Source organism: Microbacterium sp. SGAir0570 (assembly GCF_005491085.2).
Taxonomy (GTDB): Bacteria; Actinomycetota; Actinomycetes; order Actinomycetales; family Microbacteriaceae; genus Microbacterium; species Microbacterium arborescens.
Window position 1 is genome coordinate 26,278 of record NZ_CP027929.1, and the last position, 14,762, is coordinate 41,039.

Annotated in this window: 16 protein-coding genes and 1 tRNA gene; 5 read left to right on the forward strand and 12 right to left on the reverse strand. The window is 68.1% G+C overall.

Annotated elements, in window-relative coordinates; genetic code table 11:
- Nucleotides 1-3: 3 nt before the first annotated feature.
- On the reverse strand, nt 4-561 hold the full coding sequence (locus C1N74_RS00135) for an FHA domain-containing protein (RefSeq protein ID WP_064955281.1): 558 nt from the start codon (nt 559-561) through the stop codon (nt 4-6).
- Nucleotides 558-1,298, reverse strand: coding sequence for a DUF3662 and FHA domain-containing protein (locus tag C1N74_RS00140; protein ID WP_137749710.1), 741 nt, complete (start codon nt 1,296-1,298; stop codon nt 558-560). The genes C1N74_RS00135 and C1N74_RS00140 overlap by 4 nt, the downstream gene beginning before the upstream one ends.
- Nucleotides 1,299-1,439: 141 nt before the next feature.
- On the opposite strand from C1N74_RS00140, the gene C1N74_RS00145 reads away from it, so the two are divergent.
- Both C1N74_RS00145 and C1N74_RS00150 read left to right on the forward strand, forming a co-directional pair.
- A tRNA-Leu gene (locus C1N74_RS00145) sits at nt 1,440-1,523 on the forward strand.
- A 123-nt stretch (nt 1,524-1,646) separates the two neighbouring features.
- A complete protein-coding gene (locus C1N74_RS00150; protein ID WP_137749711.1) occupies nt 1,647-2,264 on the forward strand; it encodes a GNAT family N-acetyltransferase in 618 nt (205 codons plus the stop codon).
- Here the strand turns inward: C1N74_RS00150 and C1N74_RS00155 are convergent.
- The 5 genes from C1N74_RS00155 to C1N74_RS00175 all read right to left on the reverse strand — a co-directional run bounded on the left by C1N74_RS00155 (nt 2,200) and on the right by C1N74_RS00175 (nt 8,580).
- Nucleotides 2,200-5,559 (reverse strand): ATP-binding protein, encoded by a 3,360-nt coding sequence (locus C1N74_RS00155; RefSeq protein ID WP_137749712.1) that lies wholly within the window; start codon nt 5,557-5,559, stop codon nt 2,200-2,202. The two genes, C1N74_RS00150 and C1N74_RS00155, sit on opposite strands and share 65 nt — an antisense overlap.
- Nucleotides 5,556-6,299 carry a DUF4194 domain-containing protein gene (locus tag C1N74_RS00160; protein WP_023953396.1) on the reverse strand — a complete coding sequence of 248 codons (744 nt, stop codon included), beginning with the start codon at nt 6,297-6,299 and terminating at the stop codon, nt 5,556-5,558. Before C1N74_RS00160 ends, C1N74_RS00155 begins: the two co-directional genes overlap by 4 nt.
- Nucleotides 6,292-7,764, reverse strand: coding sequence for a DUF3375 domain-containing protein (locus C1N74_RS00165; protein ID WP_137749713.1), 1,473 nt, complete (start codon nt 7,762-7,764; stop codon nt 6,292-6,294). Before C1N74_RS00165 ends, C1N74_RS00160 begins: the two co-directional genes overlap by 8 nt.
- 121 nt (nt 7,765-7,885) lie before the next feature.
- On the reverse strand, nt 7,886-8,104 hold the full coding sequence (locus C1N74_RS00170; protein WP_071918818.1) for a helix-turn-helix transcriptional regulator: 219 nt from the start codon (nt 8,102-8,104) through the stop codon (nt 7,886-7,888).
- Nucleotides 8,104-8,580: a DUF2975 domain-containing protein gene (locus C1N74_RS00175; RefSeq protein ID WP_137749714.1), complete on the reverse strand. Its 477-nt coding sequence runs from the start codon at nt 8,578-8,580 to the stop codon at nt 8,104-8,106. The genes C1N74_RS00170 and C1N74_RS00175 overlap by 1 nt, the downstream gene beginning before the upstream one ends.
- A gap of 240 nt (nt 8,581-8,820) precedes the next feature.
- Here C1N74_RS00175 and C1N74_RS00180 point away from each other — a divergent pair, with 240 nt between their 5' ends.
- Together C1N74_RS00180 and C1N74_RS00185 are read left to right on the forward strand one after the other, a co-directional pair.
- Nucleotides 8,821-9,609, forward strand: a complete 789-nt coding sequence (locus C1N74_RS00180) for a hypothetical protein (RefSeq protein ID WP_137749715.1) — start codon at nt 8,821-8,823, stop codon at nt 9,607-9,609.
- Nucleotides 9,606-10,082, forward strand: a complete 477-nt coding sequence (locus C1N74_RS00185) for a peptide ABC transporter permease (RefSeq protein ID WP_023953388.1) — start codon at nt 9,606-9,608, stop codon at nt 10,080-10,082. The genes C1N74_RS00180 and C1N74_RS00185 overlap by 4 nt, the downstream gene beginning before the upstream one ends.
- Nucleotides 10,083-10,407: 325 nt before the next feature.
- On the opposite strand, the gene C1N74_RS00190 is transcribed toward C1N74_RS00185, so the two are convergent.
- The 3 genes from C1N74_RS00190 to C1N74_RS00200 form a co-directional block, all read right to left on the reverse strand.
- On the reverse strand, nt 10,408-10,899 hold the full coding sequence (locus C1N74_RS00190) for a GNAT family N-acetyltransferase (protein WP_023953386.1): 492 nt from the start codon (nt 10,897-10,899) through the stop codon (nt 10,408-10,410).
- 174 nt (nt 10,900-11,073) lie between these two features.
- Nucleotides 11,074-11,745, reverse strand: a complete 672-nt coding sequence (locus tag C1N74_RS00195; RefSeq protein WP_023953384.1) for an HAD hydrolase-like protein — start codon at nt 11,743-11,745, stop codon at nt 11,074-11,076.
- A 95-nt stretch (nt 11,746-11,840) separates the two neighbouring features.
- Nucleotides 11,841-12,440 (reverse strand): TetR/AcrR family transcriptional regulator, encoded by a 600-nt coding sequence (locus C1N74_RS00200; protein WP_064955274.1) that lies wholly within the window; start codon nt 12,438-12,440, stop codon nt 11,841-11,843.
- 90 nt (nt 12,441-12,530) lie between these two features.
- Between C1N74_RS00200 and C1N74_RS00205 the strand changes: the two genes are divergently transcribed.
- Nucleotides 12,531-13,403 (forward strand): aldo/keto reductase, encoded by an 873-nt coding sequence (locus C1N74_RS00205; protein WP_071919468.1) that lies wholly within the window; start codon nt 12,531-12,533, stop codon nt 13,401-13,403.
- A 27-nt stretch (nt 13,404-13,430) separates the two neighbouring features.
- Here the strand turns inward: C1N74_RS00205 and nucS are convergent, their stop codons facing one another.
- Together nucS and C1N74_RS00215 are read right to left on the reverse strand one after the other, a co-directional pair.
- Nucleotides 13,431-14,129, reverse strand: a complete 699-nt coding sequence (gene nucS, locus C1N74_RS00210; RefSeq protein WP_064955272.1) for an endonuclease NucS — start codon at nt 14,127-14,129, stop codon at nt 13,431-13,433.
- A 16-nt stretch (nt 14,130-14,145) separates the two neighbouring features.
- Nucleotides 14,146-14,724: a GNAT family N-acetyltransferase gene (locus tag C1N74_RS00215; RefSeq protein ID WP_071918814.1), complete on the reverse strand. Its 579-nt coding sequence runs from the start codon at nt 14,722-14,724 to the stop codon at nt 14,146-14,148.
- Nucleotides 14,725-14,762 lie beyond the last annotated feature (38 nt).

Consider the following 14,762-nt stretch of genomic DNA (forward strand, 5'->3'; position numbering starts at 1 on the left):
GGGCTACTTCCGCAGTTCGAACGTCGTCGCGCCGACCTTGATCGGCGCTCCCACGACGACCGGAACCGGAGAAGCGACGCGCTCGCCGTCGTGCCACGTGCCGTTGGTCGAATCGAGGTCCTGGATCATCCACTGGTTGCCCCACAGCACCAGGCGCGCGTGGTGGCTCGACGTGTAGTCGTCGCGGATGACGAGACCCGACTCGCTCGAGCGGCCGATGGTCAGCGGCTCGGAGCCGAGCGGAAGCTCGAGGCCCGCCTTGGGGCCGCTCGTGATGACGATGCGCGACACGGCGTCGGTCGTCGCCTTTCCGCCCTTGCCCGCCGGCGCGGGCGTGCCGACGGCGCCGACTGCGGCGGTGGCGGCATCCGGAGACGACGTGGGCGGACGGGTGACCGCGGGGCTCGCCGCGGGCGCGGCACCGGCGGCGGCCGGCTCGGGGAGCTTGCGCACCTTGACGCCGAACAGGTCGGCGCGCAGCGAGTACACGACGGCGAAGACGAAGAACCACAGCAGTACCAGAAAGCCGATCTGCAGCAGCAGGAGGGTCAGCGGACTCATCGGACGTCACCTCGGGTGTCGTACATGCGGGTCGCGTCGGCCGCCGACATCCGCGGACGTGCGGGAGCCTGAGCCTGCGGGACGACGCGGAAGACGATGTCGGTGCGACCGATGCGCACGACGCCGTCCGACGGCAGGGCGGCCTCGCTGACGCGCGCGCCGTTGAGCTGGGTGCCGTTGGTGGAACCGAGGTCGCGCACCATGGCGCGCTCGCCGTCCCAGAGGATCTCGACGTGCTTCCGGCTGGTTCCGGCATCCGGAATGGTGATGTCGGCGTCGCTGCCGCGCCCGATGACGGTGCGGGCCGCGACGATCGGATGCCGCGTCCCGTCGATGTCGAGCACGGCCTGCCACGACACGCGGGCGCCCGCGTCAGAGGTGGAGTCGACGCGGACGGTGCCGGTCGACAGCTGCGGGTCGGCCTGGAGCGTCACGGTCACGGCGCCCGAGAACGAGTAGCCCTGCGCCTTCGCGTGCTTCTCGACCATTCCGCGCAGCTCGTCGAGAAGAGCGGGCCCGATGGCGTTCATGCGCTCGGCGTCGTTGTCGGAGAGGCGCACCGTGAAGGCGTTCGGAACGAGGATGCGGTCGCGGCTGACGACCGCGGCCTTCTTGTCGAGTTCGCTGCGGAGGGCCGAGGCGATCTCCACCGGCTGGACGCCGCTGCGGAAGGTCTTGGCGAAGGCGCCGTTGACGGCACGCTCGAGACCCTTCTCGAAGCTGTCAAGTAGTCCCACTGGGCTCCTCAGGCAGGCGGATGGTTGCTTCATCGTAGTCAGCGAGGCTGAACGGACCATGCATTGGGCCTCGGATCGCGGCTCAAGAGCCGCCGTCGGCGTGATATCCTCGGGAAGTTGAGTTCGTGGAAATACGTTCTCGCGCGAGTGGCGGAATAGGTAGACGCGCTGGCTTCAGGTGCCAGTGCCCGCAAGGGCGTGGGGGTTCAAGTCCCCCCTCGCGCACACAGTGAGACGAAGGCCTCCGACCGGGAAACCGGCGGAGGCCTTCGGCGTTCGTGGGGTGCTCCATATTCGAGTCACATCCCGAGCCCATACCTTCGCAAGCTAGTTGGCGAAGGGCTCCGTATGAACAACATCGTCCGACGGGTCGATCTCAGACCCACCGACCCGAGCGACCGGATGTCGTTCGCCCGCCGTCTCCAAGCGGCGTTCGCGCTCGCCGTGACCGATCACGGTCCGAGCTCGGACGTCCCGACGCCGTCCGACCGTGAGGTGTTCGCCTCGTTCGATGACGCCGCATCAGAGGTTCTCGACGTCGTGGCGGAGGGTGAGGTCGTGGGCGGAGCGGTCGTCGCGGGCGACGACGATCGTCGATCCCTCGAGCTCTTCTTCATCGATGCCGGCGCTCACGGGCGCGGGCTCGGGCGGACGGCCTGGCACGCAGTCGAGGCGCGCTACCCGGACACCGGGATCTGGGAGACCCACACACCCCACTTCGAAGTGCGCAACATCCACTTTTACGTCAACGTGTGCGGCTTCCACATCGTCGAGTTCTTCCACCCCGGCCATCCGCTCGAACACCCCGGCGAGGCGCAGGCGGACGAGGATCACTCGCCCGAGGTCGGCGAGGACGTGCCGGAGTTGATGTTCCGGTTCGAGAAGGTGGTGCCGCGCGCCGTCAGGACGCCGGGGCCTCCAGGCCGACCTTCGGCTTGGCCCACGATCGACCGCGCGTGTCCTTGAGGATGTCGTACTCGACGTCGACGTGCGGCTCGATGGCGCTGTACTTGTCGTTCGGTGCGCCGATCACGAGCTGGAAGCCGAGTCCGCGCCACGCTCCGATCGCACGCTTGGTGAAGTGTGCATCGGCCTTGATCAGGGCCTCGTCCATGAACACGGGGGCGTAGCGAGGTCGTTCGGCGCTGGCGTCGCCGAGCTGGTAGCGGAGGGCGGCGCCGACGATGAACGCGATGAGTTCCTGCGATTCTCCGCCGGACTTCTCGCCGATGTGGTCGTACAGCGCGACGTGCTCCTTCGTCACGGCATCCACCCGCTCGGCGCTCACGCGAACGTGGTTGCGGACGTCGATGAGGTCGCCGAAATCGGGTGCCGACCGCCGCATGTGCCCGATGAGGCGCGACATCCGGCGGTACGCGTGCTCGCGCTCGTCATCCGTCGTGGCGTTCTCGATCAGCCCGCGCACCTCGCGCAGCTCGCGCCGGAAGCGCCGGCGAGGCTCGGACTGGTTCTCGCGCGTGGTGATCTGCAGGCGGTGGTCGTCGTCGTAGAACGGGAGGTCCTGCATGATGCGGTTGATCGGGTCGATGCGATCACGGATCTCGCGGATCGACCGGCTGAGCGTCGAGTCGAGGTTCGTGAGGTCGTTGCCCGACAGCTTGAGCAGGCTGTCGCGCCACTCCGCCTCCAGCTCATGCAGCCCACTGGTCTCGAGGGCCTGGAGAGCGCGTTCGAAGTCGTCGATCGAGGTGTCGGGGTCGGGCAGCAGGTTCGGATTCGGCCACCGCTCGAGGAAGCTCGCCATGATGCGTCGCAGGCCCTCATGGCTCTCGTCGAGGGCATCGACGGCCGCCCGCCGGTCCTCTGCGAGGCGCTGCGCAGCCGTCGCGAGGGCGGCGGAGAAGCGGTTCAGCGCCTCGGACGGGCTGGCGTCCGAGGTCGGCCCATCGAGATGGAATCGCTCGTCGAGGAACGCGGACTGTGCGGCGGTGAGAGTGCGCTCCGCCCGCTCGGCGTCGTCGAGCACGGACTGATCCGAATCGACGTCGTCGATCACCTCGGCCCACTGCGCCTCGATCTGATCACGCTCGATCGACACGCGGGCGATCTCGTCGCGCAGGTGTGAGATCCGGTCCTTGATGTCGGAGATCCGTCGCTGCACATCGGCGATCTCGGGGTTGGCGGCCGTGACGTCGCTCTGCACGCCGATCCAACGATCCCGTTCCGCGGTGACCGCCTCGACGTCGACCTCTTCCCAGGTCAGGTCAGTGATCTTGGCGTACACAGCAAGGCGCGAGTCGACCGTGTCGAGCTCGGTCTCGGCGACCTTCCGCTCCCGCAGGGCGTCGTCGAGACGGCGGCGAGCGTCGTCGATGAGACGCGCCACGTCGTGCCGGCGTCGCTCGTTCGAGAACCCGAGGACATTCTCGCGACCGTGGCCACCGTGCGCGCCGCGGTTGCCCTGCGCGACCTGTCCGGTGATCGTGAGCGCCATGCGATGCTTCGGCAGCTCGGCGCTGGAATCGACGCAGACGTATCCGTGACGGGCTTCGAGCCGCTCCTGCAGCCAACCGGTGAACGGCGAGCTCTGGTAGTCGAGGCGCCCGGGCAGGGTCTGCGGGTCGAGGTTGGCGACCGGCTCCATGCCTGCGTGCACGCCCTCGAAGCGCAACCGCACGGGGGTGTGGACCGATTCGATCGCCGCCCGGAAGCGCCCCAGGTGAGCGGTGTCGATCAGCACCGTGGTCGCGAAGCCGCCGAGCGCGAGGTTGAACGCCTCTCGCCACGGCTCGAACTCGGTGCGCACTTCGACGAGCTCGCCGACGAAGGGAAGGTCGGCTGTCGTGAGCCCGGCGGCCTCCGCGAGCCGCTCGCGCGACTCGTGCAGAGCGGGTGGGATGTTGCCGTGGCGAGAGGCCACGCGCTGAGCCTCCGCCTCCAGTTCTGCGACGTCGATCCGCGCGGCTTTCGCCGCCGACGCGGCTTCAGCGAAGGCGGAGCGAGCACGCGCTTTCGCATCGGAGTCGGCGAGTTCGGCCCGCGCGCGGGAGATGAACGCTGTGAACTCGTCGCGGTTCGAGATCTCGACGCCCAGACCGCGGAGGGCGGCGTCGAGCACCTCGCGGTGTCGCCGGACGTCGGTGAGGCGCCGCTCCACCTCGCGCAGTTCGCGCTGCGCCGTGGCCAGCCGATCCCCGCCGGAGAGCCGGAGCACGTCGATCAGGCCATCGCGCTCCGCCTCGGCGCCATCTGCGAGGGCACGCTTCTCGCGCAGCGTGACCTCGGCCGCGGTCTTGCGCTCGCGCAGCTCGGTCTCGACGTCGCGCAGCATCCCGAGGCGTCTGTCCGCTCGCCAGAGCGTGGCGAGCGACCCGGCATCCGAGAAGGAGCCGACCTCGTCGATCAGGTTCACCCGCTCGGCGGCGGCGGCCATCTTGGCGCGCAGCTGCGGGATAGGCGTGAGCGCGGTGACCTGCTGCCGGGCCGTCAGCATGCGCATGCGCGTGCTTTCGAGTCCGTCGAAGTGCGCGACGACGGCGTCGGCGGTCTCCATCGTCTCGGGCTCTTCGAGCACGAGACGCTTGTAGAGGTCGTCGACGGTCGTGATCTGCTGGCCCGCCTGGATGCGCGCGAGCAGGCTCATCGCCTTGGCCCCGGCCCCTGCTGCCCCGATGCCCAGGACGGCGTGCAGGCGGGCCGAGAACTCGCGGTCCGTTCCGACGGGCTCCAGACCGGCGTCGCGCACGGCGGAATCGGAAAGCCGCTGCGCGGCGGCCGGTTCGAGCGAGCGGAGGTCGAAGGCCCGATCGGTCGTCGCCCGCACGCGCACGGTGTCTTCGAGCACGCGCGCGCTGGCCGGGATGTACCAGGCTCGCACCGCTGTGAACTGCGACCCGTCGTGATCGATCCACGTCATCGAGACGGCGGTCCAGGTGTCTTCGCCGTCGCCTCGGAGGACGGTCATCTTCGTGCCGTCCTCGGTGCGCGACTCGTCGATCTTGCCGCGACCGTAGGAGAGGATGTTGCGCTGCTCGGAGCCGCGAGGACGCCCGGTGACGCCACCGTTCGAGGCGCCGTTGAAGGGAGTGGTGTGGGGCATCATGAGCGCGATGTAGGCGTCCATCAGCGTCGACTTGCCCGACCCCGAGCCGCCGCACAGAAGAGTGGCACCGGGGGAGAAGCGCACGCGATGGGCGCCCTCGTAGCCGCCCCAGTTGATGAGCTGAAGGTCTTCGGCGAGCCACTGCTGGCCGCGGGATGCCGCCGGGATGAGCCCGAACAGCGTCTCGAGCATCGTCACAGCTCCTCCTCCTGAGGCTCGTCGTCGCCTTCTTCGTCTTCGTCTTCGCCGGCCGCGATGCCACCCGTGTCGTCCGCCCCCGACCGGTCGCGTAGCCAATCGCGCAGTTCCCGCAGCTTCTCGGCGCTGAGGACGATCTCGACGAGCGGACTGATGCGGAAGCGGCCTGTCGTCTCCTCGTCGACGATGCCGTCGCGGGCGAGCCGGTCCATCGCTTTGCGGATGAGGCGCTGCCGCTTCGCGGTGTCGCCGTCGGCATCCGCGAAGTAGCTCATCACGGTCTGCTCGACGTCTTCGATGTCGACCCGGGCAGCCGGCTCACCGGCCGCCGATTCCCGCTGGTACACCGTGCGCAGGTGCACGAGGACGAGGGTCTCGGAGCGCGTGTATGCAGCATCCCGAAGCAGGATCGGAACATCGAGCTCGTCCGAGCGCACCTGCTGCTTGTACGCGACCCCGCGGTCGTGGTCGATCACGAGCCGCACGAAAAGGTCGTTGAGGCGCGATTCGACGAGCTGCTGATTGTCGAGGAGGGCTGTCCACTCCTCGCGGTTGCGGTCGGCGAGGACGAACCGCCGCTGCAGCAGGTGGACGAGCACGCGGCGCACCGCGGGATCGAGAACTCCGCGATCGCCGGGGAAGAGCTCGCCGAGATCGTCCTCCATCGCGGCGGGCTCGACGAATGCACCGTCGCCCGGGGCCTCGTCTTGGGCTGCGCCGAGGGTGGCGGTGTCAGTCATCGTCGGACTCCTTCGAGGTGCGGGCGGTCACGGATCCGAAGGCGAAGCGCCGGGTGGTTCCGTCGGGGCGGCGCGCCTCGACCACGGAGAGGTCGTCGCTCTCGCGCATGCCGTTGCGGTGGGCGATCTCGAGAAGGCCCACCAGGTCGACCGGACGGCGCACGTCGTCGTCTGCGGCGAGGAAGGCCTCACCCAGATCGAACTCCTCGCCGAGGGCCGCGACGTGGGCCTCGAGCTCCGCATAGCGCGGACCGCCCCACGCCCGCGTATCGGCATCCAGAATCTCCGCGTCTTCGTCGGACGCTGTCAGCGGTGCCGGCGCACGCGGCGGGCGGATGTCGGTGGTCGACTGCCGCAGGTGGCGGATGTCGGCCGTCGGCAGACTGCGGATCATCTCGACGGTGGCCTCGGATGACGTGCTGTGCGTCCAGGCCTGGAGGCCGGCCATGACATCGCGCAGCAGATCGTCGACGTGGCGATCGCGGATGGGGTCGTGCGTGCGCACCTGCGCGGTGATGACCCGCGACGCACGGCGCTGGGCGGTCAGAACTTCTTCGACGCCGAGCTCCACGCGCCTCGAGATCGCGTCGAGCTCGGCGCGCTGCTCGGCGTCCATGAGACGCGCGAAGGGCTGCGCGACCAGGGCGTGCAGCTGATCGGTGAGGCTGTCGATGCGCTCGGGATCGCTGATCAGCCGGAGCGCGCCGGCGAACGCCCGGCCCTCGGGGGTCGACTGCATGACGTGCTGCCCGCGCTGCAGGTACTCGCGCAGCACCTCTCCGGTGGGCCGAACATCGCGCCGGAGGTCGGCGACGACATCGCGCTGCATGGCCTTGATCGACTCCGCGACGCGCGTGAAGTCGGCGGGCAGCTCACGCGCCAGGTGCAGCACGTTCTCGGCCTCTTCGAGGAGGTGCTCGTCATCGATCGGCTCGGACTCACCGACCTGGAGGCGCGCGATCTCGGCGTCGAGCGCGTCGCGTTCGCGGATGAGGCGCGTGAGGCGCACCTCCGGGTCGGTCTCGGCGTGATCGGAGAGTCGTTCAACGGCTTCCAGGAGGGTGCGGACACGAGAGTTCGAGACCCGGGTGCGTCCGCCGGTGGTGCGTCCGGTGATCTCCAGCGCGCCCACCGCGTGGGCCGTCAGCCGGTAGACCTCGACATCGCCGTCGATCTGGGGGACGAGCCATCCCACCCGCACCCAGTAGCGACAGATCTCACGGGCTGTGCCCGCCGGGAGTGCGCGATCGTCCTCGTCGTATCCGGCCGCGCGCAGCTCGTCGAGGATCTCGGCGACCTCGGCGTGCGCATCCGAGATCTCGACGGCCGGCCGGTCGACGGAGAAGACGAGCGAGAGCGTCGCGACCACGAAGGGCGCATAGCGGCCGTGGAGGAGATCGAGCGTGGGGGTACGGAACGCCGACAACGCACGCAGATATGCGGCCTCAGCCCGAGTACTTCCCATCCATGCAACAGTATCCGGCGCGCCGACATCGAACTGTCGCATCGGATCCCGTCGAGCGCCGGCGAATCTCGCCATCCGCGCGTTCGGCGACCGGACGCACAGCACCGGTGGGTGCCCGAGCCTACGTGCCGGCTGGGGCGTTGTCGTATCGGAGTATGTCGCCGGGCTGGCAGCCTAGCGCCTCACAGAGCGCAGAGAGCGTGGAGAAGCGGACGGCCTTCGCACGACCGTTCTTGAGCACGGCAAGGTTCGCTGGCGTGATTCCTATCGCCGCGGACAACTCAGCGACGGTCATGCCGCGTTCGTCCATGAGCCGGTCGATGTCGACGACGATCGGCATCAGATGACCTCCGCAAGGTCGTATCGCATGGAGGCGGACTGCCGAAGCAGCGTGAACAGCACGGCCAGGATCAATGTCGCCGCGGCACTGACTCCGATCGCGGACAGCATGCCGAGCATGAGCGCCGGCGGCGTGACGTGCGCGGCGTTGAGCACCACGAACATCGCGAGGGTGCTGAGCCCAATCGCGGCGGGGCACCACGTCAGCGCGCGCACCCACGTGAAGGCGTCGGTCGTGAAGATGCTGTCGTCGCGCACAAGATCGAGCAAGCGCCACGTGACGACGACCGCTGCCTGACCGCAGGCGATGACGAAGGCTCCCCACCCGATGATGACGGGCTCGATGCTGGCGACCTCCGCGTAGTCGCTGGCGAGGCCGGCGACGTTCGCGGGGATGATGAAGAGCCGGAGCGCGAGCCCGATGAGGGCAAGTACGGCGAAGACGATCTTGGCGGTGGCGATCAGGGTCCGGTTCATATCGCGCTCCTTCACTAGGTATCGAGAAACGATCGATTGTTTCTCGATAGGCGTCTACCCCCTGGACGCGTAGCGGCCGGGATGCCGGCCGGGTCAGCGGGCTCCACAGCGCGAACCAAGTACCTGGCGATGGCCGGCCATAAACGATCGTTTCCGGTGGGCTCGTCGGCATCGATGAGCAGCTGCGCGATACGCCGAGGCTCGATCTCATCGAAGAAGCGATCCTCGCGCCCTGGGGCCATGGACCCGCAGTCCCCGGCGGTCATCGTCCAGATGAATGAAGAAGCCCGAACTCCTGAGCTGCAGTTAGTAGCTCGCGACGGCGGCACCGCCTTGAGGGGGGGTTTCGGTGGAACCCGGCTGATGGCAGAGTCCTATGCGGCAGGGGGGCTCCACCTAAAGAACGGACAGAAAATGCGGAACGCGAAAATGCTCGGCCTCGTCGTCGCGTCGGCGCTTGCCATGATGCTGGCGGTCCCGGGGGCTGCTAGCGCGGCGCAGGTTGAACCGGCACCACCGGCTGATGTGGCGGCTCAGATCGCGAGCGATCCCGAGCTGCGGTACGTCACGGTAGCGGAAGCGGAAGCACTTTATGGTTTCGACGCTGATGCTGAAGATGTCCCGGAGCCAGCCGCAACCGAGCCCGTCGTCACCCCTCTGTGGTCTTGGTGGGGCTGCGACTGGCGCGGAAAAGCCGATTACCCGCACGTGACGAAAAACGAAGCCTCTGTACATGGGTACTGGGTCAAGGATGGTGGCGACTGCCCAGCGACGGGAACGGTCACTGTTGAACTGCAAGCTCTGGGCTGCAGCCAGTTCGGTTGTACATGGATCACCCAGGCGACAGACGTCGCCCCGGGTGTGAAGCCAGGATCGGGAACGGGGCGGTGGGCCACTCCGCACAAGGCGTGCGCGAACAACAACCTCACCGGTTGGCGCGGCCGTGTCGACACGGCGCTCACTGATTTCTACGATCCGTTTGGTTGGGACGATGGGCCGGCCAAGGATCTGAGCTGCTCGCCGGCATGAGTGAGGACGACGAGCAGATCCGGTACGTCCCTCTGCGCCCAGCCGACGAGTACCATCGCGCACCTCAACGCCGAGCCTTCGTGTTGTCAGAGCTTTCTGTCACGCGACTGGTCATCATCTGCGAACTCGACCAGCCCCTTACCGGTAGATCTCGGCCCACCATGAGCATGAAGATCACGCAGTACTTGCGGATGTCGGACGACTCGATGGTGCGCCTCGACATGGATCGCGGGGTGAGCTCGTTCAAACACGGGTGGGAGAGGCCCGTGAGCTGGAAGAGCGCCGCGCAGGACGTAATCGATGAAGTTCTCGACCTCGTTCGGGCTGACGGAGTGGACGGCGAGTCATTTCCGTGGGAGGAGTACGCGGAAGCCGCGCGAGTGCGCGGTATCGAGGTGGGTCCAGACGAACTGAAGGACCTCCCCCACACCGTGCTCATATCGGACGAGCTGACGAAGGTCTTCGAGTTCTGACTTCCGGGACCCGTATCACTTGTGGCCCCGGCGTGAGTATCACCCGGGGCCACAAGTATTGCCCGCACGGTTCGCCTTCGTGGTCTCATCCGCGCCGTTCTTGCTCAGGCGGTTCTGGATGGCGCATCAGCCGACGAGATAGCCGAGACTGCAGGCCTCCTACAAGCGCAGGCCAACGAGATCATGTCGGGTCACACAAGCTTCTCGAAGCTGCTCTTCGAAGCTGCCGCCGCCGACTCGCTGCCCACAACACGAGAGCAGCAGGCGAGAACTTCAGCGTCCTTCTCGAAGTCCAGCCGGGCTGGTGGCCTGTAGCGAAGTTCGGTCAGATCCCGTCGAGCGTGGGCGGCAGGGCGAACACGAGCTCGTCGATCTCGGCGCCACGCGCGGGGGCGTAGGCGCGCTGCCGCCGGATCTCGCTGAAGCCGTTCTTGGTGAGGACGGCGATGGATGCCGCGTTGTCGGCGGCGACCCGCGCGTAGAGCGGACGCTCGGCCTCACGGGCGACAAGCAGGCGCAGGGCGGCGGACGCGACACCGCGGCCCCGCGCGTTTCGGGTGATCCAGAAAGTGACCTCGCGGTCTCCGTCCACGGTGAAGGCCGCGGCGGTGCCGGCGAAGCCGCCGTCATCGGTCACGACGAACATCGAGACCCGGTCGTCGGCGCGGTGGCGCTCGAGCCAGGCGTCGAACGCTGCCCGGTCCGAGGGGTCGTCGGCGGTGAACGCGGCCTGGGCGACGGCATCCGGGTCGCGCATCATCTCGAAGACGGCATCCGCGTCGTCATCGTCGAAGGGGCGGAGATCCACATGAGTCACACCGGCACGCTACGCGGATGAAATCCGTCTCATTTATGGGTATCGGTGCGCGGCGAAGATCAGTACGCTTATCCCGTCACGCATCGCGTGACGTATCCGGGGGGATCCGTCGACGCCCGGGCGCTGCATTTCTGGCACGCAGCCCGGGCGTCGAATGGGGGAGTGCCCCGACGCTCAGCCGGCAGGGAGCAGCTGCCTACGCAGCTCGTCGATGTCGGCCGCCACGGCGATCGCGCCGTTCGCCTCGTCGGGGGTGCTGAAGCCCCACGACACGAAGATGACGGGCACGTCGTTCGCGGCGCCGCCCTCGACGTCGTGGTGGCGATCTCCGATGAGAACGGGTCGCGACACGTCGATGCCGTCGGCCGCCAGGCGTCGGAGAGCCTCCGCCACGATGTCCGACTTCGAGCTGAGCGTCTTCTCGTCGCTCGTGGCCCCGACGATCTCGCGCAGCCGCGGAGCGAGGCCGAAGTGCTCCATGAGCGCCCGCACCTGGATCTCGGGCTTCGAGCTCGCCGTCGACTGCGGCACGCCGGCCTCATCCAGCTCGACCATGAGGTCGGCGACGCCGGGATAGAGGCGAGCACCGGTCGTGTAACCGTCGGCCTTGCCGAGCACGCGGTAGAACGACACCGCCTCGGTCGCCTTCTCGGGCGTCATCCCGAGGTTCGTCTGGAACGACTCGTGCATCGGCGGACCGATCCAGTGGATGAGCTCCTCACGCGTCGGCGCGGGGTGGCCGAAGTGCTCGAGCGTGATGGTGAGGCGGCGGAGGATGCCTTCGGACGCATCGACGACTGTGCCGTCGATGTCCCACAGCACGCAGGAGAACGGCGATCGGGTCATAGGTCCCACCCTATGTGCGCGATGACACGGAGTACGGCGTGAGGGCGCCGTCGGCCATCTCCAGCACGCGGTCGCAGTGTCTTGCCGACAGGCTGTCACCTACGAGGGACAAGTTCACATGCGCCGTGCACGCCTCCATCGAGAACCCCGATGACGCCAGCGATCACGTCGTCGGCGTCGACCCCGTGCTCCACGAGCTGCATGCCGGCGGTGATGACGCCCTGAACGAGGGCCGCACGGGTTGCGGCATCCGGGATTCCCAGCTCCTCGAGGAGGTGACGCAACGGCGCCGTGAGTGCGTCGTGCATCGCCATGATCGCCTCGACGTTCTTCGGCGAGATATCGGTCTGCTGAAGCCCCGTTGCGAGCGTGTGCTTGCCGTCGGCCGTCATCCGGATCGTCGCGGTGACGTAGGCGTGCAAGCGATCACGCCCCGGCCCGGCGGCATCCATCGCGGCCTCGAGCTCCGCCCCCCACTCCTCGAACGCCTGCATCGCGATCGCGGCGAGGAGGTCGTCCTTGGAGGGGAAGTACTCGTAGAAGCTCGACCGGGACAGGCCCGCCCTTTCGCACACGGAACGCGGGGTGATGGCGGCGACGCCGGCCTCGGCGATGATCGCCTTCGCCGAGGCGAGGAGGGCTCCGTGTTGAGCGACGCGGTGTTCTGCGACGGTCGCAGCGGTGATCTTCGGCACCGCCCCATTATGGGTCTCGCTCATGAGGCCCGCCGGGGTGGCTATGTGGGTGGCGGGAATGTCTCGCGGCTCCCGCGCGCTGACATCCTCATGACGACATCCAGCACGTCCTCAGCCCACGCTTCCGGCACCTTTCGCATCGGCGGCGACCTCGAGGTCAACCGCCTCGGCTACGGCACGATGCAGCTCACCGGCCCCGGCGTCTGGGGTCCGCCGAAGGATCACGACGAGGCGATCCGCGTGCTCAAGCGCGCCGTCGAGCTCGGCGTGAACTTCTTCGACACCGCCGACTCGTACGGCCCCTACGTTGCCGAGGAGCTCCTCAAGGAGGCGCTGCACCCCTACGGGGACGACGTCGTGATCGCGACGAAGGCCGGCCTCACGCGCACTGGGCCCAACGAGTGGCCGCCGCTCGGGCGCCCCGAGTACCTGCGCCAGGAGGCCGAGATGAGCCTTCGCCGCCTCGGACTCGACCGCATCGACCTCTTCCAGCTGCACCGCATCGACCCGCAGGTTCCCCTCGAAGACCAGGTCGGCGAGCTGAAGAAGCTGCAGGACGAGGGCAAGATCCGCCACATCGGACTCTCCGAGGTCACCGTCGATGAGGTGAAGGCCGCGCAGCAGATCGCGACGATCGTCTCGGTGCAGAATCTCTACAACCTGCAGAAGCGGGATGCCGAGGAGCTGCTCGACTGGTCGACGGAGCAGGGCATCGGCTTCATCCCGTGGTTCCCGCTCGCGACCGGCGGCCTGACCGGTGCCGACTCGCCGCTCAGCGAGCTCGCTGAGCGCAAGCAGGCATCCCCCGCCCAGATCGCCCTCGCGTGGCTGCTCAAGCGCTCGCCGGTCGTGCTGCCGATCCCGGGCACCTCGAGCGTCGCGCACCTGGAGGACAACCTGCGCGGTGCCGAGATCGAGCTGACCGACGACGAGTTCGAGGAGCTGTCGAAGCTCGGCTCCTGACGGGTTCGTGGTTGCGGGCGCGCCGCGTCAGAACAGGCGCGGTGCGCCCGACTCGATGCCCTTCATGGCGTCGTAGTCGAGCGTGACACAGCGGATGCCGCGGTCTGTAGCGAGCACTTTCGCCTGCGGCTTGATCTCCTGTGCGGCGAACACACCCGACACGGGCGCGAGGTGCGGGTCACGGCCGAGCAGCTCGAGGTAGCGCGTGAGCTGCTCGACGCCATCGATGTCGCCGCGGCGCTTGACCTCGACGGCGATCGTGCCGCCCGCGGGATCGCGCAGCAGCAGGTCGACCGGGCCGATCGCGGTCGGGAACTCGCGTCGGACGAGCGTCAGGTCCTCGCCGATGACCTCGACCTGCTCGGCGAGCAGCCGCTGCAGGTCGGCTTCGACGCCGTCCTTGATGAGACCGGGGTCGACGCCGAGCTCGTGCGACGAGTCGTGGATCATCTCGTAGATGCGCACGACGAGGGTGTCGCCCGACTTCGCGTGGGTCACCCGCCACTGCTCGACGACCTGCTCCTCAACATCCGGGTCGTCCTCCGGCGTCTCGACCGTGAGCGTGCACGGCGGGCTCATCCAGTTGAGCGGCTTGTACGACCCGCCGTCGGAGTGCACGAGCAAACTTCCGTCGCCTTTGTGCACCAGCAGCCGAGTAGCCAGCGGAAGGTGAGCATTGAGGCGCCCCGTGTACTGGACGGAGCAGCGGGCGATGACCAGACGCACCCGTCGAGCCTAAGCGCTATCGCTGGGCGGCGTCGGCCTCGGCGTCGGTGTCGGCATCGGCGACGGAGAGCTCGTAGATGATCTCCCGGCCGTCCTCGTCATCCCACTGCTCGCCGCGCTCGACGAACCCGTAACCGTCGATGAGCGCTCGTGACGCGACGTTGTCAGGGCTGATCGTCGCGCGCACCGTGCGCACATCGGGGTGGGTGCGGGCGACGTCCAGGAGTATCTCGAGAGCCTGCCGCGCATATCCGCGGCGTCGCAGCTCGGGGTCTACGCGGTAGCCGACCTCGACCATTCCGCCCTCATCGGGCGGGCCGTGGAAGCCGGCCACGCCGACGGCGGCGTCGCGCTGGGGATCGATGATGAGCCGGGTGATCCACGGAGCGTCACCAGGCGCGTTCCCGACCTGTGCGCTGCGGTGCCGCCAGAGCCAGTCACATTCCGGGCCTGTGAGGAACGGGTTGGCGTAGATCGGGTCGAGGTTCGCCGTGTCACCTGCCCCGAGGGCATGGAGAACCTGCTCGGGGATCATGTCGAGGTGGACGCCGGTGTCGGATGCCGGGAGATGCCAGGGCTGTGTGGAGATCGTCATCGCGGATGATCCTGGCAGAGTGCCGGCGCGGGCGCGCG